The sequence below is a fragment of the Ochrobactrum sp. PL_is501 genome, assembly GCF_055816895.1.
Window position 1 is genome coordinate 1 of sequence record NZ_JBVPGR010000019.1, and the last position, 17,374, is coordinate 17,374.

The 17,374-nt window shown below is 54.0% G+C and carries 32 protein-coding genes; 22 read left to right on the top strand and 10 right to left on the bottom strand.

Annotated features, from left to right (window positions below; translation table 11 throughout):
• Positions 1-106: 106 nt before the first annotated feature.
• The 9 genes from AC0TOF_RS01080 to AC0TOF_RS01120 form a co-directional block, all read right to left on the bottom strand.
• Positions 107-532, bottom strand: a complete 426-nt coding sequence (locus AC0TOF_RS01080; protein WP_473766894.1) for an HNH endonuclease — start codon at positions 530-532, stop codon at positions 107-109.
• On the bottom strand, positions 532-1,740 hold the full coding sequence (locus AC0TOF_RS01085) for a recombinase RecT (RefSeq protein WP_473766895.1): 1,209 nt from the start codon (positions 1,738-1,740) through the stop codon (positions 532-534). Before AC0TOF_RS01085 ends, AC0TOF_RS01080 begins: the two co-directional genes overlap by 1 nt.
• Before the next feature lie 13 nt (positions 1,741-1,753).
• Positions 1,754-2,704 (bottom strand): PD-(D/E)XK nuclease-like domain-containing protein, encoded by a 951-nt coding sequence (locus tag AC0TOF_RS01090; protein ID WP_473766896.1) that lies wholly within the window; start codon positions 2,702-2,704, stop codon positions 1,754-1,756.
• Positions 2,697-2,912 (bottom strand): hypothetical protein, encoded by a 216-nt coding sequence (locus tag AC0TOF_RS01095; RefSeq protein WP_473766897.1) that lies wholly within the window; start codon positions 2,910-2,912, stop codon positions 2,697-2,699. Before AC0TOF_RS01095 ends, AC0TOF_RS01090 begins: the two co-directional genes overlap by 8 nt.
• Positions 2,912-3,088: a hypothetical protein gene (locus AC0TOF_RS01100; RefSeq protein ID WP_473766898.1), complete on the bottom strand. Its 177-nt coding sequence runs from the start codon at positions 3,086-3,088 to the stop codon at positions 2,912-2,914. Before AC0TOF_RS01100 ends, AC0TOF_RS01095 begins: the two co-directional genes overlap by 1 nt.
• Positions 3,085-3,483, bottom strand: a complete 399-nt coding sequence (locus AC0TOF_RS01105; protein WP_473766899.1) for a hypothetical protein — start codon at positions 3,481-3,483, stop codon at positions 3,085-3,087. Before AC0TOF_RS01105 ends, AC0TOF_RS01100 begins: the two co-directional genes overlap by 4 nt.
• 192 nt (positions 3,484-3,675) lie before the next feature.
• The gene (locus tag AC0TOF_RS01110) at positions 3,676-3,930 is read right to left on the bottom strand and encodes a hypothetical protein (RefSeq protein ID WP_473766900.1); all 255 of its coding nucleotides are present in this window, start codon (positions 3,928-3,930) and stop codon (positions 3,676-3,678) included.
• Positions 3,927-4,265, bottom strand: coding sequence for a hypothetical protein (locus AC0TOF_RS01115; protein WP_473766901.1), 339 nt, complete (start codon positions 4,263-4,265; stop codon positions 3,927-3,929). The genes AC0TOF_RS01110 and AC0TOF_RS01115 overlap by 4 nt, the downstream gene beginning before the upstream one ends.
• Before the next feature lie 56 nt (positions 4,266-4,321).
• Positions 4,322-4,567 (bottom strand): hypothetical protein, encoded by a 246-nt coding sequence (locus AC0TOF_RS01120; RefSeq protein WP_473766902.1) that lies wholly within the window; start codon positions 4,565-4,567, stop codon positions 4,322-4,324.
• A gap of 169 nt (positions 4,568-4,736) precedes the next feature.
• Between AC0TOF_RS01120 and AC0TOF_RS01125 the strand changes: the two genes are divergently transcribed.
• Positions 4,737-5,027: a helix-turn-helix domain-containing protein gene (locus tag AC0TOF_RS01125; RefSeq protein WP_036586417.1), complete on the top strand. Its 291-nt coding sequence runs from the start codon at positions 4,737-4,739 to the stop codon at positions 5,025-5,027.
• 123 nt (positions 5,028-5,150) lie between these two features.
• Here the strand turns inward: AC0TOF_RS01125 and AC0TOF_RS01130 are convergent, their stop codons facing one another.
• Positions 5,151-5,840, bottom strand: coding sequence for a helix-turn-helix domain-containing protein (locus AC0TOF_RS01130; protein WP_473766903.1), 690 nt, complete (start codon positions 5,838-5,840; stop codon positions 5,151-5,153).
• Between the two features lie 297 nt (positions 5,841-6,137).
• On the opposite strand from AC0TOF_RS01130, the gene AC0TOF_RS01135 reads away from it, so the two are divergent.
• The 21 genes from AC0TOF_RS01135 to AC0TOF_RS01235 all read left to right on the top strand — a co-directional run bounded on the left by AC0TOF_RS01135 (position 6,138) and on the right by AC0TOF_RS01235 (position 17,374).
• Positions 6,138-6,608 (top strand): hypothetical protein, encoded by a 471-nt coding sequence (locus AC0TOF_RS01135; RefSeq protein WP_473766904.1) that lies wholly within the window; start codon positions 6,138-6,140, stop codon positions 6,606-6,608.
• A 137-nt stretch (positions 6,609-6,745) separates the two neighbouring features.
• Entirely contained in the window at positions 6,746-7,132 is a 387-nt protein-coding gene (locus AC0TOF_RS01140; RefSeq protein ID WP_473766905.1) for a hypothetical protein, read from the top strand.
• A complete protein-coding gene (locus tag AC0TOF_RS01145) occupies positions 7,125-7,457 on the top strand; it encodes a hypothetical protein (RefSeq protein ID WP_418459905.1) in 333 nt (110 codons plus the stop codon). The genes AC0TOF_RS01140 and AC0TOF_RS01145 overlap by 8 nt, the downstream gene beginning before the upstream one ends.
• Positions 7,458-7,532: 75 nt before the next feature.
• Positions 7,533-8,060, top strand: a complete 528-nt coding sequence (locus AC0TOF_RS01150; RefSeq protein WP_473766906.1) for a hypothetical protein — start codon at positions 7,533-7,535, stop codon at positions 8,058-8,060.
• On the top strand, positions 8,060-8,299 hold the full coding sequence (locus AC0TOF_RS01155) for a Lar family restriction alleviation protein (protein WP_473766907.1): 240 nt from the start codon (positions 8,060-8,062) through the stop codon (positions 8,297-8,299). Before AC0TOF_RS01150 ends, AC0TOF_RS01155 begins: the two co-directional genes overlap by 1 nt.
• Positions 8,299-8,622, top strand: a complete 324-nt coding sequence (locus AC0TOF_RS01160; RefSeq protein ID WP_473766908.1) for a LexA family protein — start codon at positions 8,299-8,301, stop codon at positions 8,620-8,622. The genes AC0TOF_RS01155 and AC0TOF_RS01160 overlap by 1 nt, the downstream gene beginning before the upstream one ends.
• The gene (locus tag AC0TOF_RS01165; protein WP_473766909.1) at positions 8,622-9,365 is read left to right on the top strand and encodes a helix-turn-helix domain-containing protein; all 744 of its coding nucleotides are present in this window, start codon (positions 8,622-8,624) and stop codon (positions 9,363-9,365) included. The genes AC0TOF_RS01160 and AC0TOF_RS01165 overlap by 1 nt, the downstream gene beginning before the upstream one ends.
• Positions 9,366-9,463: 98 nt before the next feature.
• Positions 9,464-10,018 carry a hypothetical protein gene (locus tag AC0TOF_RS01170; RefSeq protein ID WP_473766910.1) on the top strand — a complete coding sequence of 185 codons (555 nt, stop codon included), beginning with the start codon at positions 9,464-9,466 and terminating at the stop codon, positions 10,016-10,018.
• Positions 10,015-11,454 carry a DnaB-like helicase C-terminal domain-containing protein gene (locus AC0TOF_RS01175; protein WP_183657547.1) on the top strand — a complete coding sequence of 480 codons (1,440 nt, stop codon included), beginning with the start codon at positions 10,015-10,017 and terminating at the stop codon, positions 11,452-11,454. The genes AC0TOF_RS01170 and AC0TOF_RS01175 overlap by 4 nt, the downstream gene beginning before the upstream one ends.
• Positions 11,451-11,723: a hypothetical protein gene (locus AC0TOF_RS01180; protein ID WP_473766911.1), complete on the top strand. Its 273-nt coding sequence runs from the start codon at positions 11,451-11,453 to the stop codon at positions 11,721-11,723. The genes AC0TOF_RS01175 and AC0TOF_RS01180 overlap by 4 nt, the downstream gene beginning before the upstream one ends.
• On the top strand, positions 11,720-12,370 hold the full coding sequence (locus tag AC0TOF_RS01185; RefSeq protein WP_473766912.1) for a hypothetical protein: 651 nt from the start codon (positions 11,720-11,722) through the stop codon (positions 12,368-12,370). The genes AC0TOF_RS01180 and AC0TOF_RS01185 overlap by 4 nt, the downstream gene beginning before the upstream one ends.
• On the top strand, positions 12,367-12,792 hold the full coding sequence (locus AC0TOF_RS01190; protein WP_473766913.1) for a DUF3310 domain-containing protein: 426 nt from the start codon (positions 12,367-12,369) through the stop codon (positions 12,790-12,792). Before AC0TOF_RS01185 ends, AC0TOF_RS01190 begins: the two co-directional genes overlap by 4 nt.
• Entirely contained in the window at positions 12,789-13,229 is a 441-nt protein-coding gene (locus tag AC0TOF_RS01195; RefSeq protein WP_473766914.1) for a hypothetical protein, read from the top strand. Before AC0TOF_RS01190 ends, AC0TOF_RS01195 begins: the two co-directional genes overlap by 4 nt.
• Positions 13,226-13,465, top strand: a complete 240-nt coding sequence (locus AC0TOF_RS01200; RefSeq protein WP_473766915.1) for a hypothetical protein — start codon at positions 13,226-13,228, stop codon at positions 13,463-13,465. The genes AC0TOF_RS01195 and AC0TOF_RS01200 overlap by 4 nt, the downstream gene beginning before the upstream one ends.
• The gene (locus AC0TOF_RS01205; protein WP_473766916.1) at positions 13,462-14,244 is read left to right on the top strand and encodes a hypothetical protein; all 783 of its coding nucleotides are present in this window, start codon (positions 13,462-13,464) and stop codon (positions 14,242-14,244) included. The genes AC0TOF_RS01200 and AC0TOF_RS01205 overlap by 4 nt, the downstream gene beginning before the upstream one ends.
• Before the next feature lie 32 nt (positions 14,245-14,276).
• Positions 14,277-14,564 carry a hypothetical protein gene (locus AC0TOF_RS01210; protein WP_473766917.1) on the top strand — a complete coding sequence of 96 codons (288 nt, stop codon included), beginning with the start codon at positions 14,277-14,279 and terminating at the stop codon, positions 14,562-14,564.
• Positions 14,565-14,866: 302 nt separating this feature from the next.
• The gene (locus AC0TOF_RS01215) at positions 14,867-15,475 is read left to right on the top strand and encodes a hypothetical protein (protein ID WP_473766918.1); all 609 of its coding nucleotides are present in this window, start codon (positions 14,867-14,869) and stop codon (positions 15,473-15,475) included.
• A gap of 41 nt (positions 15,476-15,516) precedes the next feature.
• Positions 15,517-15,708, top strand: coding sequence for a hypothetical protein (locus AC0TOF_RS01220; protein ID WP_473766919.1), 192 nt, complete (start codon positions 15,517-15,519; stop codon positions 15,706-15,708).
• Positions 15,709-15,919: 211 nt separating this feature from the next.
• Positions 15,920-16,066: a hypothetical protein gene (locus AC0TOF_RS01225; protein WP_473766920.1), complete on the top strand. Its 147-nt coding sequence runs from the start codon at positions 15,920-15,922 to the stop codon at positions 16,064-16,066.
• Positions 16,063-16,236 (top strand): hypothetical protein, encoded by a 174-nt coding sequence (locus AC0TOF_RS01230; RefSeq protein WP_473766921.1) that lies wholly within the window; start codon positions 16,063-16,065, stop codon positions 16,234-16,236. The genes AC0TOF_RS01225 and AC0TOF_RS01230 overlap by 4 nt, the downstream gene beginning before the upstream one ends.
• 724 nt (positions 16,237-16,960) lie before the next feature.
• Positions 16,961-17,374, top strand: a complete 414-nt coding sequence (locus AC0TOF_RS01235; RefSeq protein ID WP_473766922.1) for an AraC family transcriptional regulator — start codon at positions 16,961-16,963, stop codon at positions 17,372-17,374.

Here is a 17,374-nt window from a genome sequence, read left to right on the forward strand (position 1 = left end):
GCATCGTCGTAGGTCATTGACTTTGGTGCTTTGGCTGCAAGCTTCTCGAAAGCATCGCCAGCCAAGGATGCGGCTTCGTTCAACAGTTCAACTTTCTGATTGACGTTCATGCTCGCGTCCTCGCGGCACCCGCCTGCATCAGTCGGGGCCGTGGCAATGTGGGAAGGGCGGATTTATCGATACGCGGCGACTTCTCGGACTTGGCAAAGCCTTGTCCTTTGATCGTGCCTTTCGGACGAACGATGCCTTTGGCCTTGTCGCTCATCCGCTTGGTTTTGGCTGCTCTCGGTGTATCAACCGTGCGGGTTTTGTATCCGTGACAGGACACGCAAACGGCAGCGCAGTTATCCAATGTCGGTTCACCGCCGATGCTGTCGGCAATAATGTGATCGTACTGGACGCCAACAGACAAAGGCGCATTGCAACGCTGGCCCGGTTTGAAGCCGTACATTTCTCCAACAGCCTCACACTTGCCGAGTGACCGGCGCAGAGCGGCGCGTTTGATTTCCTTGGTGAACTCTCGCCTAGCCATCACGCCACCTCATCCAGTTGTGCCGGATCGGTACCGATCAGCTTGCAGGCGTCTTCCATCGCGGATGCTTGGGTGTTGTATTCCTGCACAACGCCGACAAACATGCGGGTGATCTTCTTGGCAGCCTCAATGCCTTCCGACGACTTGATGATGCTGGACTTCATAAACCCTTCGACGTAGTCCCACAGGCCGTCTGTGGCAGCCTTCTTGTCCTCGGCATCGCAATCCTTGGTGTATGCGACCAACTGGATAATGAGCTTCGTCAAGTCTCGCTTTTCGTCGCTCGGCGCTTTTACGTCCTCAGACGCGCCCTGTTCGCCCGTATCCGGCTCGCTGGCTGGCGTTTCGGGTTCTTCCGGCTGATGCTCAATCTGAAAGCCTTCGTGCGCCTGCTGGCCAATCTGGGCGGTTTCATTTCCGCCACGTAGAAGCTGCGAGAGGGACCCGCGAGCCTGTAGACGGTTCTGCTGTGCGTCCACATCGCTGCGGCGACCGCTGAAATCATAAAGCTCATCGTCGCGGCGGATCAGGTCATCAAGATCGCTCGACATTGGCAGACGCTTGGCAAGGCGACGAATGACCGTCTTCTTTGCCATTTCATCCCACCAGTCAGCCCACGGTCCAAATTTTCCAGTCTTGGAAACGGCCCGAACCTTCTCCACGTCTTTCAACGTCATGATTTCGCGATAGATGCCGCCGTCCTTGGTCTTGGCGATTGCATAGACCAGCTTCGCATCGCCTCGGTTGCTATCGAGGCAAGGGCGGTGAACGATTGTTTCTTCGTCGCCAAGTGTGTACTGGAACTCATCATTCTCGTAGACGACATAGGCCGACAGGGAGAGGAGTTCGCCAGAGTTGCGGATTTTCTTGAGGATGCCGCCGACCATGGGCATCCATTGCACCTTCTTGATGTAAACGTCCTTGTTGCCTTCCTTCACCTTCGCATTGAAGATGACCAGTGCTCCATCGCGACCGTCGGGCAGCAATCCGTCCTGAGCGGCTTTCATGGCGCTTTCGAACAGCGAGCGGCGGTCGGCGTTCATCAAGTCAGGATTGCCACTCACAGCCGTCATAACTACACGCATAAAGCGCTCGACCGGGATATGGGGAGGAAGGGCTACAGCAACCTCGCTTTCCTGCTTGCTCCACTGGTCGCGGAATGTTTCAGCAGGTGAGCGCGTCTGGGTTGTCTGTGTAACAGCGTTCATGTGTCAACGCCTCCTAAGCTGCAATTTGATGTTGATAGGCGATGAACTGGTCCAGCAACTGCCGCGACCATGGCTTCATCTTGATAAAGCGCTCGCCTGCGCTGAATGGGAGCTTTCCGGGCCAATATCCGCTATCCAGACATTCGCGGATCGTGCGGAGCCCATAGCGAACTATGTCTTCGCCGCGGTCGATGTCTTCTTCGTCAATCTCGACGTGCGATGTGTCAGGTACATCATCATTCAGCACATAAAGCAGAACGAATGTCTTGAACGGCAGCTTTAGACCGCGGCAAGCCATGCGCGTCATGGCTGCCTGTAGGTAGTATCCGGCTTCAACAATCTGCCGGGATAGAAAATCCTCATCGAAGCTGCTGGCCGTTTTCAGGTCTGCATAGACGGCATCAGCGTTCGGGATCACGTCGGGGCGGGCCTTCAACCAGATGCCAGTCTCCGGGTCTTTCCAGAACATCGACCGTTCTACGCGACCCGTCATCAAACCTTGCTGGACAAGCGGATACTGGTTCGCATCATCCCGCATACGCTGGATGCGCTCATATTGCTCTGGCGTGACGATGGTCTTGCCAGCTTCAATCTGGGCATCTCTCCATTCTCGTGCATCCGCCTTCTTGTAGTCTGGGTACTTCTCAGGTCGCACAACGAATGCCGCATCGAAGTCTTCATCTCCCAGAAGCAGGCAATGCGTGGCCTTCCCGAAATTCAGCGCTTCCGATGGCTTAGGCTTCACATGGTCAGGATTGTACTTCCACCGGCCCCAGAATGCTTTTGGGCTGCTGTTCTTCTGGATCGGGTCAAGCCACTTCAATGCGCTCTTGGAAACCGCGGGAGCATCGAGCAAGTCGAGATTGTTGTGATAGGCATCCAGTGGAATGCCGCGGTAAATCCCATTCTCGGATATCGGCGTCTTGCCATCCCAGGTTAGTTCCTCATGCAAGGTGTCAGTCACGATCACCTCCACGCTTCAAAACCCGCATAAACCGCTTGAGCAAAGACTGCTGTGCATTCCCGTGCGCGGTCTGGATTTTGCGAAGCTGCTTGTTCACGATCTTTTCGCAGTCGGAGCAGATGTCGCGGATATCGTCGGTCCGATAGATTTCTCGGACTTCGTTGACGTAAGCCGAATGCTCATTGCAGATGTCGCACCTGGGCATCATCACTCTCCCGAAAAATTCGCCAACCCGACTTCCAGAGCGCGGACGTATTCAGCGTCTATCGCTGCCCAAAGCTTGGCGGCTGTGTCGATAACTGGCTGGGTAAACCGTGGGCGCTTCTCATCGCCCTTGACTGACTGGCGGCGCACATAGCCGCTTACTTGGAGGAGGGCGGTCATGTGGCCTCGCTTTCGGTCGCTTCGTCCAGATACGCTCTAGCGAGGCGTGACATCTCAGCCGCCCTGCGCTGATAGTAAACGGCACGCGACAGTGCATAGGCCTTCCGGATTTCTTCTTCGTGCTGTCGGAAGAGGGCCAGCTTCTCCTCAAACTCTTTTCGCCCTGAGTAGAAAATGTACCGGCCTTTTGCGGCCTCAAGCGCGTCAATTGCTTCGATGACATCTTCGCCGCGGTAGTCGTATTCGCAGTCAGGTTCCATCGTGTCACTGAGCGCGTACTTAACGCCGTCAATCGTGGCACGGACAATGACCTGAGCTTCTTCCTGTGAAGGATCGGCCCAGTTAAAGCGGCCAACATGTCGATGTATACTTACGTCTGTGATTGTTGCTGACATATCCAGCCTCACACTTTCTCGGCCAGATACCCGGCCCATACTGCAAACGTTGCGATGAAGGTGGAAACGGCGATGAAGCTAAGAGCGTCTTCGATAAGGTCTTTCACGGCCTCGTCCTCTTGCTCTGGCACAGCGCGATAAAAGCGACGATCAGTGCCATGGTGATTAGGTGATCGAATGGGGAGAGAGGTGTCATGCTTCACCTCGCGCTTTGGCTAGGGCTTCTTCGACCTTAGATCGCGTGGCGGGCCACATGTATTGAAAGCCAGCTGAGTTTGCGGTTGCTTCCAGAGCCTCATAAAGCTCTGGCGCTGCGGCGATCAGGTGCCCATCACGTTCACGAATGGCAGCGTAGAACCCTGACCCATCTGGGAAGCCAATACATCCAGCCTCTTTTCCGGACGGTTCAAAGTCCCACGGCCCCGGAGTGAATTTCGTATCGGTCATGCCGCCCTCCCATGGACGTAATCATTGATGCGTTCGAAGGCGTCACTGGTCATATCCAGCAGGTCATCAGCGCGGTTTGCACGGTACTGCGAGCGTTCCAGTGGAGACATTGCGGGTTGGTCGCCAAAGCCTCGGTAGAGGTCGATAATCCGCATCTCGGTATCGCAGCGCTGTTCGACGTACTTGCCAAGCAACCGGCGAACCTCAAGTCCACTATCGCCCTGATCCTTCAGCGTAAAACACGTCAGGCTGATCGAACCGAGTTGGCCAACAAGAGCTTCCAACTGCGCGATATCGTTCTTAAGAATGGCTTCGATCTCGGCTTTCGTGGACATCGTGGTTTCCTCGGTAATCGGTGGGAAACCGCCCTCCCGGGCGGAAACCGGAAGGCTTATCCTGCGAAATTGTTCGGCAGCTTTTCGGTGAGGTCGCCGGGGGAGACGATGGCGTCTTCGCTAGACCAGTGACCCTTCTCGTATCCGGGAATATTGGGCCATCCGTTCATCCAAACGTCTGCGTACCAGTCAGTTCCATCACCTGGCACACGGCGGTCGAGACGGATCACGCAATCATCGTATGTTTTGAAAACATCACCCGGATTGAGTTCATTCCGGTGTTCGTACCAATCCTTGGTCATTTCGGGTGTCTCCCAACTCGGAGGTTTCTCGCGGTTCAGATCGGCGCGTTGGCTTCTTCGTGAACCGCTTTCAATAACTCTTGTTTATCGGAATTAAATTCAGTATGCAATAGGTAATTTGAAAATAATTCCGATTTTACGGAATTTGAAAAGGCGCTTAAGCAATCTGATGACCAAGGCCGCGTATCTAAAAAATCGGGATTTATGGATTAGGATGCTGGTCGATGACCTCGACCTAAGCCACGCAACTGTGCGTGTCGGACTTCATCTGGCGATGCGTATCAACGCAGATGACAAGGCCGCATGGCCGTCTACAGCCACGATAGCGAAGCTGACTGGCGTGAGTGTGCGCTCGGTAATCAGCGCGCTTCAGGCGTTAGAAGATGCTGGATATTTGCTCTGCGCCAGAAAGCGAAACGTCGGGAACCGATACTGGCTTCGTTTCAAGTGGGCTGAATAAGTGCAACCATTGCAGTTATATAAGTGCAACCATTGCATATGAATAACGGAAAGCTGAATAACGTTAAGGTTTATATTTATCTTATCATGCTCTGAAAGGGAGTATTATATACACAGGGATGGATCACGGTTTCCGCATGATCCAAAGCACCTTTCCGATGATGCGAACGTGATCGCCATTATCGACCCGGTGAAGCTTAATCGGCTCCTGATGAGCTGGGTCAGTGCTTTCCGGCCAAAGCTCGTAGCCATCAGCAGTACGGCGTAGGCGCTTGGCTGTACGCTCGATCATCTGACCTTCAAAGCGGCTGCGCTCCACAATCACCAGATCACCGTCCTCTGTTTCGATGCCAGTCTTCGCGATGTCGAGGCAGATAAGGCGATCACCATGATTTGCGATCTTGTTCAGGCAGTTTCCCTCAACCTTCAAAGCAAACTGCAATTCGACCGGATATCCGCTTGCGCTAGGCACATATTCGATATCGTCGTAACCAAAATCCATGTCGTCCACACTCAGCCAGGTATTCGCTGCCACTTTTCCGGTGACAGGGATTGAACCAACTGACTGTTGAATAGGTGTTAATTCTGGCTTCGCGATGATTGGTGCAGAAGAACTAATCCCCTTTTCCAGCCAGAGAGGATCGACGCCCAGAGCTTGAGCGAGCTTCGGCAGGGTATCCCCGCGAGGCTGGTCAACTTTCCCGCCCAGATACTTGACGATGTTGTCATAAGGCACGCCGGATTGCCGCTGCAATTCAGCTTTTGTCCATGCCTTTTTGGCCAATGCTTCGTTTAATCGTTCAACCCAAGTCATGGCGCACACAATAAATTTGAAAAAAATTCAGTGTTAGGGAATTTCGTGCTTGAAAGTTGGAATTTAATTCAGTAAAGATAGATGCATGAGGAACATCACAGACATCATTAAAGCCGCCGGTGGGGCAAAGGCAATTCACGAAGCCAGCAATGGCCAGATAACTCGTGATGCTGTCTACAAATGGCCAACTATCGGTGTCCCGGACCGGCATTGGGTTCTCCTGATGTCTTTGACTGAAACAAGCGCCGAAGAGCTTCATTTGGCTAATAGGTTGGCTCGTTCTGCGGAGGATGCAGCGTGAGCATCCACGAATACCCACGCTGCGCCGCATACCTCAAAGGCATGAGGGTAAATCTCAGCGATCCAGAGATGAATGATTTCTGGTTCGCAGTGATCCTCGGAGATCGCATTCCGGGTGATGTTTTGGAAAGGGCAGGGGTTCGTTTCGAGCGAGGAAATCGCGACGGACAGAAGCTCTTGCAAGGCATGGAGCAGATACTCGATCAGGGCCTGCATCGTACAGGTGTGCAGGCAAGCGAAGCTCTCAAGGCATTTATCGGCTCTCGCGGCGTCAAAGCTTCGAAGCTGAAAACGATACAGGATTTCTGGAGAGTTGCGGCCATTCTCTGGCCGGATCACTTCAAAGGAAAGATCGGCACTCTCGATCAGCTTGAGAAACAAATCCGGTCCCTTTCCAAGAAACAGCGACAGGCAGCACGTCAGAACGTCAACCGCGTTCCGGCTGAATGGCGATCATTTATTCATTGATTGCCCACCGGGTTTCCCAAGCCTCCACCGCCTGACCCGGTAGGCAACCGCCCGACGCTTTGAGCACTCCCTGCGGAGCGTCGGGCAACCAATTCAACCATGAGGTTTTGAACCGTGAACAGTAACTGGATCATCGCTTGGCTTTACGTCGCGGGCTTCATTTCCTGCGCGGTTCTCGAATTCTCGCCACCCAGCCGATCACCGAAATGGATCAAATGGGTTCTCGTAATATGCTGGCCGCTTTGCGTGATGATTGCGGCTGGGGCTGGCATATGCCGGGGCCTCGTTCGAGGTATCCGGCCATGAATAAAGAACTAACTGGACGCCCGTATCAGTTTTCCAGGCTTTCCGGGCTGTCCGTTTCATCTTCATCACTTCAGTTCCTCTGTTCTTGCAACGACATCAGGTGCGCTGCTCACGGTTCAATAATTAGCCGTGGAGCGACCCAAGATGTTGGAAACATCGTCCAAGAACGTGGATTTTTCACCCAAGCGCATTTCGCAGGATCGTACCTCAATGTCTGACGCTGAATTAGCTGCCGACCTTCTGGATGAACTGATTGGCTATCGCGGTGTTCGCGAGCCGATCAAGGCCATGCTCGACCGGGCTTACGACAAGCTTTCGAGGAAAAGCCCGAAATGGACGCGCCGCCGGGTGAGGGCAATTTTCAACAAAGAAGCAAACCGCATTGATAACCGGGAAATCGCGGAAATGCAGGCGGTTATCGCAGAGAGGAAGCGCCATGCGGAATACAAAGAAGAGACCGCCCGTATTGCTCAGATGGCTGTCGCTGCACAGACGAATGCGTCTCGCCGCTATGCTCCGAAACAAGGCAGCAAGCTTAGCTGAGATCGTCTGCCCGGAGTTAGCCGATTGGCCGACCCTTGAAGAAGAGTTCAACATTCCAGCACCGGGAGAAGTGAAATGAACGCAGGCCATAATTCGCAGCTTACCGAGAATGAACGCAAGGCGCTTTTCTTCCATCATTTGCGGAAGCGTATGTCTCACATCAGCAAGGCCGCAGAAATCAATGCGGCCAAGAAAGCGGACGGCAAGGTAGCGCAGGCTGACGGTATCGTTCTGGGCGATCTGGACTATGCCATCAAGGCGATCAATGCCGACGACAAGGCTACCGTGACTGATCGTTTCCTTGCCCATGGCGAGGTTCTTTCGTGGTTGAACCTGACGCCGGGTTTCCAGTCCGATCTACTCCGCGACCGTGCGCCAGCCATTGAGCGCATCGAAGGTGAGGGCGAGCTTGCCGGTTTGGCGGGTAAAGACCCAGAAAGTTCCCACGACAAGGGTTCTGACGAGGATCAGGCATGGCTTCGCGGTTGGCATCGTGGTCAGGCGATCATGCGCGACAACCTCAAGAACGCGATGGAAAAGATCAATTCTGAGGCCGAGGAAGAAGCCGCTGACCCCGACTTTCCTGACGTGGAGGCCGCGTGATGGCTGACAATCTGGAAGCAAGCAATCTCCTTGATTGCCCATTCTGTGGGAAGCGCCCGACATTCCGCCGATCTGTCATCGAGTACGAGGCTGGGCCAGACGGCCCCGCTGGCGAATACGATGAAGGCTTTAGCGTCTCTTGCCATGAATGCGGTTTTGACATCTCGAATGAGTATCGGGATGACCTTTTTGAGACGTGGAATACCCGTCACAACAACGGAAACGAGAGGATTTCCTAATGCTCTCCATGACCCCACGCCAGAAACAGGCATACGACTTCATCCGTTCATTCATCGATCAGAAGGGCTACGGCCCTTCCTATGAGGAAATCCAGGAAGCTATCGGTCTGGCATCTAAGTCAGGTGTGCACCGGATCGTTCACAGCCTCCGGGATCGCGGGCTTATCCATGTCCGTCCGAACCTCGCCCGATGCATTGAGCTTCGACCGGCATATGACGCCGATTATCACCTTCGTCGCGTTCTGTCGGTTCTGGATGGAACGGCGTTCAGCGATCACCAGTCAGTGCAAGAAGCCGCTCGGTACATGGGGAGGGCTGCGTAATGTCAGAATTGACCCTCACACCCGGCAGCCGCCGCAAACTGCTGCGTCATATCGAGGAAGTCTCCGGTGTGAACGAACTGGCAAAACTGATGCAGATCAGGGTTGCCCATTTAAGAAAGATCATCCTTGCCGATGACGAATTGAAAGAAGCCTGCCTCGAAAGCGGTATTCTGTCTCCTGCTGGTTTCGTTCTACCCGGCGTCGAACAGCGATGGGTTCCTATCGGAATGAACCCGTCATTCGTCAAAAAGGTCTGGGCGAAGCGCAGGAAAGAAGAGCAGCTTCGGAAACTGATCGAGAAAGAAACCAGGGCCGAAAAGGTCACCGCTGCATTCAAGGCCATCACCGTTCGCAACAATGAGCCTCCGAAGCCATTAATCAGCACGTCGGGTGAAACGATTGTCCTGAACAGCAAGCCAACCGTTCGTGACATTATCGAGCGGGTCATTGCCGGTACTGAATTTACCTATGAGGACATCATCGGTAAGCGCCGGACTAAGGACCTCGTTCCTTTCCGTCATCGTGCAATGGCGGACTGTGTGGCGATCCGCACGGACCTGAGCCTTCCGACCATTGGCCGTTTATTTGGCGGTCGCGACCACACGACAGTGCTTCACGCTGCCCGCAAAATGGGTGTGACCGACCGGACCGCGGCAGCCGAAGGCCGTCAGAGCGTATCCAGCAAGGTAGGCATCAACTCGTATCCGGTCCAATCCGTGGACAACAGCGCGAGGGCAGCATGAGCCAACGTGTCGGAAACGCCCTCATCATCACCGGCTGTGTGCTTATAGCACTGGCTTGGATTTTCGCCCCGGTAGCCTGCGTTATGGGGAGGTATTGAATGCTGATCCTGGGAATGGACATCGCGACCACTACCGGCTTCGCTTGGTACGATCCTAGCGCGCCAATGAGCACGATCCGCACCGGGATCATTACAGCGACCGGCGAGAATGCAGAGGAGAAGGCATCTTCCATCGGTCTCCAACTGGTCGCGATGCTGAAGGCGGAACGTCCTGACTTCGTGGCTATCGAGCAGCCCATGCGCAATGTCGTCACCTTCAAAAAGAAGCGCAATGACATGGCGGGCGAGAAGGAAGAGCAGACCATCAACCCGAACGCCTTGCAACTCTCCAGCCTGTCCGGTGCCGCCGTGGCGATCATTTCGGCCTACCGCATACCGTGGCTGACCATTCCTTCCGCTACGTGGCGCTCACAGTTCCTTGGCTATGGCCGAAAACACGGCTTCGCAAGCAAGGACTGGAAGAAGGCCGCAATGGAACGCTGCCAGATGCTGAAAATCCCGGTGAAGAAGCATGACGCCGCCGAAGCGGTTGGTATTGCCTTCGCGGCCACAGCTTCCCAGCAATACAAGATGCTTCAGATGAGGGCGGCATGAGCTACCACGAACGAGAAATCAGGCCAGAGCCACCAACGTCTATCGAAGCAGAGCAGGCACTACTCGGTGCAATCATGATTGACAACGCATCGTACTGGCGTGTTGCTGGTATCTTGCAGCCGAAGCATTTCAGCGAGCCGCTTCACCGGGAAGTTTATGAAGTGGCCGGGAAGATGATAGCCGAGGGCAGGGCGGCGAACCCTGTCACTATGAAGCAGTACCTACCGGAAAATGCCAAGATCGGTGAACTGACGCTGAAGGAATATCTGATGCGTCTTTCGCTTGAAGCAGTCGGATCATTCCATGCCTATGACAATGCCCGCGTGATCCTTGAACGATGGTCCCGGCAGGAGCTTGTCAATCTCGCCTATGATCTTCGCGATATGAGCGTGAACATGCCGGTCGATATGACGCCGGAAAAACTCATCGGCATGGCATCGGATCGGCTGACCGAAATTGCGCAAGAAGGTAACGAGCGCGCCGGTTCGATGAAGTACGGCGTCCTATTGCCCAAGGCTATTGACCGGGTAGCCAAGGACAGTCTGAACGGGAACAAGCTCATTCCTTGGTTCTTGCCTGAGATTACCCAGGCAGTGGGCGATATCAGGCACGGTAACCTTATCGGGTTCATGTCTGATAGCGGCGGCGGCAAGACATCCTTTTCCCTCACACAGTGCCGTCATGCCGCCTTGGCTGGATATCGCACCGCATTCTTCTCCATTGAAATCACCGATGAAGAGGCAGCCTTGCAGGCGGCTGCGCAAGCAAGCCGGATTAGCCTCGACCGTTTGGACGCCTTCGCACTGAACACGACCGAGAAGGAGCGTATCGAAGGCGAGATGATGAAATCCACGAATATCCCATTCGACATCGTTTCGTTCGCTGAATGCAGCCTGTCTGACATCCGCATCAAAATGGAAGCGATGAAGAAATCAGTCGGGCTTGATCTGGTATTCATCGACCACGCAAAAATGATCCAGCTACCCGGCAAGGCAGGCGAGATATTCGCAGAGCGCGTCAATGCTCTTTATCGGGGCTTGAAAGCCATAGCGAAGAGCCTTGACGTGGCAATCGTGATCCTGATCCAGCGGAATGATGAGTGGAAGGCGCGTTGGAAGACCGGCGGCAGCCTTCGCCCGATGATGGGAGACGCCTACGGTGGCGGCGGCGTGAAGCAAAACCTGGATGTGTGGTTCTCCCTGTACCGGCCAGAACCGCTTTACAAGGAACTGATCCCGCAGGAATACCGACAGGAAAAGCGAGATGACCTTGTACGCCGATATGAAGGAAGCAAGGGCAAGGCGTGGATCATCAACCACAAGCGGCGACGTGGCGAGCCGGGGCAATCGGCAGAAATCGAGTTCGAAGCCGAGTTCACACTGTTCAAGTCAGGCACTCCAGAGATGCCAGCAGCTTTCGAAGGGTTCCTGCAATGAACCAGCAGACGGCATACGCGGAATGGACCGAAGAAGGCTATATCGGGAAGTTTCAACTCGCTTGGCGCACTGAGGTCTACGTGGTCAAGAAGGACGACAAGCCTCAGTATTTCAAATACCCGCATGATGCCGAAATAGCGGCGTGGAGAGCGAAGGACGCCATAGAGAACACTGTCATGCTTCGGGAGGGTGTAACGCTCTCAGACGGCAAATATCCCGAAGCTGAAGCCGTGTTTAGCAAGGGCGCATTCAAGAAGAGGGCGGCATGAGAAAGCTTGCAGCAATATTCCTCTATGAAAAGAGCGGTCGTACCGCGCAGCCTTGGGCCGATGCCGGGATTGAATGCTGGTGTGTGGATATCGCGCATTCGATCCGCCGGGATAACAAGGTCGGAAACATCAATTTCGTCTGGGGCGATGCCCGTTCGTGGCGTCCACCGTCTGGCCTGGATATCGTGTTCGTCGCTTCCATGTCGCCATGTACGGACATTACGGTGGCCGGTGCGCGGGATTTCGTCAAGAAGGGCGGGATAATGCTTCGGGATGCAATCGAAATGTTCGAAGCTGGTCGGCAGGTGGCCGCATGGTCGGGCGCTCCATACTTCTGCGAAAATCCGGTTGGCGTCCTGTCCAGCATCCCACATATCGGCAAGCCCGACTTCTATTTCCATCCGTCAGATTATGCAGGGTATGCCGACGATCCCAACAGCGAGGCTTACACAAAGAAAACGTGTCTCTGGACCGGAAACGGCTTTGTGATGCCAGCCAAGAAACCCGTTGATCCGGTGCTTGGTTCGAAGATGTGGAAGCTCACACCCAGTGATGACCGGGCAGACCTGCGAAGCGCAACACCACAGGGCTTTGCCCGCGCCGTATTCGAAGCGAATTGCCCGTTTGAGATGAGGAGGGCGGCATGACTGACAACGTGAACCATCCGAAGCACTACACGGCATCGGAAACCGGACTTGAATGCATCGACGCTATAGAAGCAGCACTGACGCCAGACGAGTTTCGTGGGTTCTGCAAGGGGAATGCTTTGAAATACATCTGGCGCGAGCGTCACAAGGGCAAATCAACCGAGGATTTGGAAAAGGCGGCTTGGTATTCAAACCGGCTGGTAAGAACCATGAGAAAGGGCATGGATGACTTGCCAGAACTAACCGACAGTGAGCGTCTCGACTGGTTGCTTCGGAGTGCTGCCGCGCTTCAAAACCATGGCAAGACAGTTAGCTTCATGCGGTATCCAACTGGTTACGAATTAGACGATGAAACAAAAATGTCCGCAATCGGCTTGATTGATATCCTCATTAGGCAGGATCGAGACAGGGTGACGGAATGACAGTTGACCCTCGCATTCCTGATCTGTGTGCAGAGTATGGCATAACCATCGTTGACGGTCGCACATATCCTGGCATTCGGGAAACGAGGGCCATAGTCACGATGAGCCGTATCCTACAAGCAAAAGGGGAGGATCATTTTCGGATGGTCCTCTCTACCGTTGCGGAGACTGAGAATAATCAGGGATATATCGACAAATATCTGCTTTGGGCGGTTAGCGATCTGGTCACGGTGTGCAACTCAATCGTGGAGAACCGCCCGATAGAATGGCTGGAATGCTTCGATGCTGCGCCGGTCGCTCAATTGCAGTATATTGCCAGACAGCTTCCCCATCAGCGATTTGCCCTAGTCGGAATGCTCTTCGAGCGTGTGGTGAGAAGGTTTGGACCGAACGCCGCGCAAGGCGACCTGTTTGACGAGAAAAGGATGGCAGCATGAGACAGCAGACAATGATCGAACGCATTGCGCAGGTGATTGCTGATGATGCTGGAGACGGTCGGGATTATTCCGTTGTAGCGAGGAACGTTCTCCAAGCCATCCGTGAACCGACGAATGAGATGTGGAAGGGCTGGAGTGGAAACCCGTACCCCGATTTGGAAGACGAGGATAGCGTTGAACATCTGCGTTTTTACCAATGCATGATCGACGCAGCGCTTGAGGAGGTGCCGGAATGACCGAGCTTGAAATCATCGATCTGTTCATTCGCGCTGCTGCAATCGATCAGAAGTTGCCGAATGATGCAAAGCCGAAGAAGCTGAGAGGGCAACGGCTGCCCGGTATGTCGCCACTTACCGAGGATGAACAGCGTGGCTGGTCTCATAAGGCGGACAGGGAAATCGTGCTCCAGCGTCAGGGTAAGAAGTTGCGTATCGGCACGGCTTCGAAGCTGCACAAAGATGACGAAGGCCCGTTCAAAGATTGGTGGATGGCTTTCTGGGAAAGCGACGAAATCAGCCATAAGGACGTTTCCGATTGGGAACTGGCGATGAACCTGATTGCAATGTCCGCGTCTCCTGAGAACCGCCGCTGCCTCTGGGCATGGTCACGAGCAAAGGCCGGATGTCTGTTCGTACAGGTTAAGAATAGGGCCGGTAAGGTCCGCATAGAGAAGGCATCCTTCGCCAAGTGGTGCCGACTGGAAGGCATTCACGAAGAGACCGGCAGAAGGCGGAAAGATCGGGCAATTGCCATTATATACCAGCAGGTTATGCGGGGTAGCTCGCCCAATGCAGAAAGTGGCCATTCTTGGGTGTTGCCAATTGGACCCGAATTCGAGCATATTCCTGATACAGTCGCAGTAGACGCGCCGCCATCGAAAGAGATGGTCAGATTTGAGCGAGATGCTGAGACTGAAGCTGCCAAGCGTGAACAAATCTTCAAGTGGGAAGATGAAACGACCAAGAGCAATCGCTTGAAGGCGAGGCTCAGGAAGCAGTTCATGGCGGCGGCTTAAAGTTTATGCGGGTGCAAGTAGCAGGCGACCGAATGTCCAACCGGTTGCCGGGAGGTGCAAATCCTCCCACAGCGCCAGACACGGTGAAAGTCATGATCGCCAAGAGAGCAAGACGCATCGCTGACAAGCTGCGCATGAAGGCGAAAGCCAAGCGGGTTTATCCGCGTGACGAGAAGGCACGAAACGCCGATCATCTGAAATGCTGCTCTTGCTTCATGTGTGGCAATCCTCGGAAGTGGTGGAAGCAGAAGACCATTTCGGAGAACATGGCTGACGACTGGCAGCGCCTACAGCGTGACTGGTCGAAGGTTTACGGATAGAGGCAATGCCTCAACGGAATGCGAGGCGGCTCCTCGCAAGTAGCTGACGGCCAGCGAAGATAGCCGTAGTCGGTTAATGGTGGCGTAAAGGCGTTGTGAGAGCCTCGCCCGAAAGGGTCCGACTAGCGCAGAAATCAGGTGGTGCTCAAAACACGGGAATTTCCCGTGATTGACCGAAAGATATAAGTAAATCAACCGCTTACCAAGCAAGATAGGCGGTGCTCAATAAACCGGATTATCCGGTCTTTTCAGCCGTCGCCTTCGGGTGGCGGCTTTTCATTATGAACATTCAGGAGATACCCATGCGTGACACGTTTATAGCGTGTGCGGTTGCTGAGTGTTGCGGTAATGCGCATTACAAAGCTCGCGGCGGCAAGGGGTATTGTCGTTCACATCTTAGGCGCTTTGAAAGACACGGCGATGCAACGGCTGGAAGGACGATGGTTGGGCAAGCTATGTCATTCGTCGAGAATGTCGCGCTTAAGAACGAAAGCGATGATTGTCTAATCTGGCCATTTAATAAAAGCAGTACAGGTTATGGGAAGCTCAAAGTCGATGGGAAGTCCATACATGCTCATCGATATGTTTGCGAAAGAGCGTATGGGAAGCCTCCCACTGAGCGCCATGAAGCCGCTCATCTGTGCGGTAAGGGGCATATGGGTTGCGTTTCCCATCGTCACTTAGCTTGGAAAACAAAGAACGAGAATGAGCTTGATAAGCGCGACCACGGGACAACCAGACCATCGAAATTAAGTGCATCCCAGGTCCGATACATAATTCGCCTTGAAGGGATAAAAACCCGGAAAGAATTGGCGGCGGAATTTAGCATCAGCACTAAACACGTTCGAAGCATTCAGAGAGGAAAAGGTATCTTTGTAAAGAGGGCCTTATCCGAGCATATCACGGTGTGAAGTGGGCAGGCCCGGAAACATCATCAACCAAGGAGAATGCTATGCAGAACAAGAGCGCAAACGTTGCATCCGTGGGCTACGAGGTTCGACCATCTGAGAATGGTGGCTTCGTCGTGTTCCGTGGCGACAATGAAGCAAGCCCATATCGTGCCACCTCTGGCTTCTACGCGTTCTCAAACAGTGCTGACCTACTGGCTTTCTTGCAGCAGCAGCATGGCACGCTGACCGAATAGGAAGGCAAGCTATGCCCAAGCCCATCCAGTTCATGCAAGCCACATGGCAGGACATCGTAGGACTGCGGCACCATCACCTAGCCGCGATCATGCGAGGGCAGACGGATGAGGCAGATGAAATCCGGGAGACCATGCATAGCTGTCTCGACGCCTACCTGGATCACCAGACCGAGGCAGCAGTAGCAGCAGAGCTTAAGGCGAAGGGGTAGAGATGGACGGTTCAGAGTTTGGACAGCACGTGAAGACCGAAAGGCTCGTTGCCGCTATCGCCCTGATGATCTTCGGTGGATGCGTGGCCATCGGTTCGTATCTCATCTGGGAATGGGTTCAAATGCACATTGAGGTAGTCTGGAAATGAATGCGAGCAGTAAGCCAGAACCCAAGGTATCCGTGTTCCAGCCAGTTGCCTTTGAGCAACCATTCATCATGACCGGCGGCAAGCTGATGGCTAATCCAAGCAAGGTGAAGACCATAGATGGGAAGCCGCATCTAGACTTCGGCAATGGTTGTCTGGAGATCAATCAATGAATGCCTTTGAATTTATGTGGTTTGGCATCGGATGCGCGGTTGGCTCTATCCTCGCCACAGTATCATTCCGGCTGTTCATGATGACGCATTGTTGATGCCTAAGATCAAAACCCTCAAGCCTCTCGTATCCACGATGAAGCCAAGGCTGGGATATGCCAAAGGGAATGAGAGAGAGCGCAGCCAGTACCGAGACAGAACACAGGCTTGGCGCAGCTGGTACAAGACCAGCAGATGGCAGAAGCTAAGATGGTCAGTGCTTACCCGCGATCTGTTCACCTGCTCGATGTGCGGGAAGATAGAGACAGACACCAGTCAGCTAGTCTGTGACCACGTAGACCCACACCACGGCGATGAGCAAGCATTCTGGTCAGGACCATTCCAGACCCTGTGCAAGCCATGCCATGACCGAGACAAGCAGAGGATGGAGCGGAGAGGGTAGCAATGAAAAAAACTTGGTGGCGAAGGCTTGCACAACGTATTGCTTATCCAAAGTCGTGGCCAACGTGCATAGCTTACTGGTTGCCTCAAGGGAAAGAAGAGTTCCCTCCTCGAATAGGAATGAGCATTGATGGCAAGGTGAAGTGGTACAAAGTAGAGTGACTTAGAAACACTATAGAAAATCAAAGGCATAGGGGGGGGGTAGTGAAAGTTCAAAACCCCTCTCGCCGCCAGACCCGCGTCCCCCTCATCAACACGATTTTTTTTGGAGCACCGTTTTTCAGCCATGGCCGGTAACAAAAACAGCGGTCGTCCCGAATTTGCGCCAACGGACGAAGACCGCGAGAAAGTGCGCGTTCTCAAGGCCGGTGGCATGACGAACGAGGCGATTGCGGAAGTTATTGGCGTTTCAGAGCCGACGTTGCGTAAGCATTTTTCTTACGAACTGGATATCGCAACCGCAAAAGTGCGGGCTGACCTCCTGATGGCGCGGTATCGCGCTGCCATGGGCGGGAATGTGCAGGCTCAAAACAAGATGATCGAGCAGGTTTCGGCCAACGCTGCGCAGCGGAAAGTCTCGCCTGAGAAGCAAGAGAAGAAACCGAAACTTGGCAAGAAGGAAGAGCAGAAGCTGGCCGCTGAAAACGTCGAAGGCGCATTTGCTCCTCCCGCCGGTCCCAAACTGGTCGTGATTAACTGA

What these genes read in the sequence shown, in the direction of transcription:
- AC0TOF_RS01145 (WP_418459905.1), top strand. Translation starts at nt 7,125, where the DNA reads ATGTCTGACGCTGAATTAGCTGCCGACCTTCTGGATGAACTGATTGGC.
- AC0TOF_RS01170 (WP_473766910.1), top strand. Translation starts at nt 9,464, where the DNA reads ATGCTGATCCTGGGAATGGACATCGCGACCACTACCGGCTTCGCTTGG.
- AC0TOF_RS01180 (WP_473766911.1), top strand. Translation starts at nt 11,451, where the DNA reads ATGAACCAGCAGACGGCATACGCGGAATGGACCGAAGAAGGCTATATC.
- AC0TOF_RS01160 (WP_473766908.1), top strand. Translation starts at nt 8,299, where the DNA reads ATGCTCTCCATGACCCCACGCCAGAAACAGGCATACGACTTCATCCGT.
- AC0TOF_RS01120 (WP_473766902.1), bottom strand. Translation starts at nt 4,567, where the DNA reads ATGACCAAGGATTGGTACGAACACCGGAATGAACTCAATCCGGGTGAT.
- AC0TOF_RS01125 (WP_036586417.1), top strand. Translation starts at nt 4,737, where the DNA reads ATGACCAAGGCCGCGTATCTAAAAAATCGGGATTTATGGATTAGGATG.
- AC0TOF_RS01100 (WP_473766898.1), bottom strand. Translation starts at nt 3,088, where the DNA reads ATGACCGCCCTCCTCCAAGTAAGCGGCTATGTGCGCCGCCAGTCAGTC.
- AC0TOF_RS01130 (WP_473766903.1), bottom strand. Translation starts at nt 5,840, where the DNA reads ATGACTTGGGTTGAACGATTAAACGAAGCATTGGCCAAAAAGGCATGG.
- AC0TOF_RS01110 (WP_473766900.1), bottom strand. Translation starts at nt 3,930, where the DNA reads ATGACCGATACGAAATTCACTCCGGGGCCGTGGGACTTTGAACCGTCC.
- AC0TOF_RS01205 (WP_473766916.1), top strand. Translation starts at nt 13,462, where the DNA reads ATGACCGAGCTTGAAATCATCGATCTGTTCATTCGCGCTGCTGCAATC.
- AC0TOF_RS01210 (WP_473766917.1), top strand. Translation starts at nt 14,277, where the DNA reads ATGTCCAACCGGTTGCCGGGAGGTGCAAATCCTCCCACAGCGCCAGAC.
- AC0TOF_RS01220 (WP_473766919.1), top strand. Translation starts at nt 15,517, where the DNA reads ATGCAGAACAAGAGCGCAAACGTTGCATCCGTGGGCTACGAGGTTCGA.
- AC0TOF_RS01080 (WP_473766894.1), bottom strand. Translation starts at nt 532, where the DNA reads ATGGCTAGGCGAGAGTTCACCAAGGAAATCAAACGCGCCGCTCTGCGC.
- AC0TOF_RS01165 (WP_473766909.1), top strand. Translation starts at nt 8,622, where the DNA reads ATGTCAGAATTGACCCTCACACCCGGCAGCCGCCGCAAACTGCTGCGT.
- AC0TOF_RS01190 (WP_473766913.1), top strand. Translation starts at nt 12,367, where the DNA reads ATGACTGACAACGTGAACCATCCGAAGCACTACACGGCATCGGAAACC.
- AC0TOF_RS01085 (WP_473766895.1), bottom strand. Translation starts at nt 1,740, where the DNA reads ATGAACGCTGTTACACAGACAACCCAGACGCGCTCACCTGCTGAAACA.
- AC0TOF_RS01095 (WP_473766897.1), bottom strand. Translation starts at nt 2,912, where the DNA reads ATGATGCCCAGGTGCGACATCTGCAATGAGCATTCGGCTTACGTCAAC.
- AC0TOF_RS01225 (WP_473766920.1), top strand. Translation starts at nt 15,920, where the DNA reads ATGGACGGTTCAGAGTTTGGACAGCACGTGAAGACCGAAAGGCTCGTT.
- AC0TOF_RS01175 (WP_183657547.1), top strand. Translation starts at nt 10,015, where the DNA reads ATGAGCTACCACGAACGAGAAATCAGGCCAGAGCCACCAACGTCTATC.
- AC0TOF_RS01235 (WP_473766922.1), top strand. Translation starts at nt 16,961, where the DNA reads ATGGCCGGTAACAAAAACAGCGGTCGTCCCGAATTTGCGCCAACGGAC.
- AC0TOF_RS01230 (WP_473766921.1), top strand. Translation starts at nt 16,063, where the DNA reads ATGAATGCGAGCAGTAAGCCAGAACCCAAGGTATCCGTGTTCCAGCCA.
- AC0TOF_RS01185 (WP_473766912.1), top strand. Translation starts at nt 11,720, where the DNA reads ATGAGAAAGCTTGCAGCAATATTCCTCTATGAAAAGAGCGGTCGTACC.
- AC0TOF_RS01200 (WP_473766915.1), top strand. Translation starts at nt 13,226, where the DNA reads ATGAGACAGCAGACAATGATCGAACGCATTGCGCAGGTGATTGCTGAT.
- AC0TOF_RS01215 (WP_473766918.1), top strand. Translation starts at nt 14,867, where the DNA reads ATGCGTGACACGTTTATAGCGTGTGCGGTTGCTGAGTGTTGCGGTAAT.
- AC0TOF_RS01155 (WP_473766907.1), top strand. Translation starts at nt 8,060, where the DNA reads ATGGCTGACAATCTGGAAGCAAGCAATCTCCTTGATTGCCCATTCTGT.
- AC0TOF_RS01150 (WP_473766906.1), top strand. Translation starts at nt 7,533, where the DNA reads ATGAACGCAGGCCATAATTCGCAGCTTACCGAGAATGAACGCAAGGCG.
- AC0TOF_RS01105 (WP_473766899.1), bottom strand. Translation starts at nt 3,483, where the DNA reads ATGTCAGCAACAATCACAGACGTAAGTATACATCGACATGTTGGCCGC.
- AC0TOF_RS01115 (WP_473766901.1), bottom strand. Translation starts at nt 4,265, where the DNA reads ATGTCCACGAAAGCCGAGATCGAAGCCATTCTTAAGAACGATATCGCG.
- AC0TOF_RS01195 (WP_473766914.1), top strand. Translation starts at nt 12,789, where the DNA reads ATGACAGTTGACCCTCGCATTCCTGATCTGTGTGCAGAGTATGGCATA.